This is a genomic window from Mesotoga sp. HF07.pep.5.2.highcov, from assembly GCF_003666285.1.
GTDB classification, from domain to species: domain Bacteria; phylum Thermotogota; class Thermotogae; order Petrotogales; family Kosmotogaceae; genus Mesotoga; species Mesotoga prima.
On sequence record NZ_JFHJ01000230.1, the window covers coordinates 1 to 1,686 of the forward strand.

Below are 1,686 nucleotides of genomic sequence, written 5' to 3' on the forward strand. Positions count from 1 at the left end.
GCATATGCAACGCTTATTGCCCCGCGATCTCTCTTCTTCAAATGAATCACCCAGACAGCTTTTTAGAAAACTAAAACGGCTTAAAGCCGCAAAACACACATTATTTCTGCATTAACTCTAACGGATAAATCTTGCAGAAACATTATCATTATACTGCAATTGATAGTGATTATCAAAAACTAATTTAGAACCAATAATTGTATCGTTTATGCCTATGCATTCGCTTGACTTTAATGCTCATTTTCTTTCCCTCTTCGTAGAGAAAAGCTCAGGACTGCTTCAAGTGAAACAAGTGATTTCCTCTCCGGGTATTTTTGTTAGGGAAAGGCATCTTCATGGGTAGAAAAACCTTGAGAGGCTCATTTTGAAGACCTCATTGAACAGGTATAAGGAAATTTCTCTTTAAGATAAGAAACTTAAAAGAGCTTTCACTGGGTGAGATTCCCGTGCTGATATGATCAAACCACAAAATTCAGCAAAGGCCTTATTTTTTCCAGTTCTTCTATTCCGATCCCTCGACTGAAAACCTTCAAGGTCACATTTGTCTGCCAGATCGCCAGAAATCATCTAGCTCAGATTGTTGTGCGGTTTTCTGGAAGCTCGAGAAGGGATAGGCATGACGAAGCGCATACTGATTATCACACTGCTGGTAATTCTCTTGACCTTATCTTCTTGTGTAAAAAAGGATCAGCATCTCATAACTCTTAATGCAAATCCTGCAGAGGTCTGAACAAGGGACCTCTTTGCTGTGGTTGCGAGACAGCCTTTGGGATTGATTGCATAGTTATGCGTGTTGGAAAACTGTCACCAGTTCTTACTTGCCTGGTGCAGAATACGATGTAAGACAGAGATCAAATGACACTTCAGCAAAGCTTTCCCTAACTTCATGCATGTGCTGCAGTATATCATCGAAGCCTTTATCGCTGCGTAAACTGGGATCTTTAATATCATATGACGGGTGTCACTAAAGAATTTTCGTGACCATCTCAATGATTGTTCATGTTTAGCCCCGCTCATTTTGCAGTTCACCTTACATTTTTAGTGTAGACTAATTTCATGGATATTTTGAAAAAGAAGTGGATGGCGGCCTTGACCGCGGTATTCTGTTCGGTTCTCTGGGGCAGTGCTTTTCCCGTGCTGAAACTAAGCTACGAGGAAATGTCTATAGCTCCGGACGACGTTTCAGCCAAACTTGTCTTTGCGGGAATTCGGTTTCTGGGGGCCGGTATCATGGTGCTCATGCTTTCAATACCCCTTGGTAGAAAGGGTAGAACAAGATTCGCGAAGAAGGACTACCTCCATTTGCTGGCGCTCGGGATACTGCAGACTTTTCTGCTATATTTCTTCTTCTATAACGGGCTGAGCTACACGACGGGTATGAAGTCTTCGATAATAATGGCCGGAGAGAACTTTCTCGTTATTCTTCTTGCCCATTACATATACAAGAATGACCGCTTGAGCTGGAAAAAGACGCTTGGTATGATACTGGGATTCGCCGGTGTTTTCCTTGCAAATTTTGAAGTCGGCTTCACTCTGAGCTTCGTATTTCTGGGCGACGGATTCATGTTGATCGCGGCGACTATCGGTGCATTCGGCACCATGTATGCCAAATGGATGTCAGCAAACCGTTCTCCCTTTCTCGTGTCGGGATGGCAGCTTTCGATCGGCGGCTTTCTTCTCCTGATT

The 1,686-nt window shown here is 43.1% G+C and carries 1 protein-coding gene; it reads left to right on the forward strand.

Features of this window, described 5'->3' with window-relative positions; genetic code table 11:
* Positions 1 to 1,056: 1,056 nt before the first annotated feature.
* Positions 1,057 to 1,686, forward strand: a 630-nt coding sequence (locus tag BG32_RS04820; RefSeq protein ID WP_147434830.1) for a DMT family transporter, incomplete at its 3' end; no start/stop codon positions are given.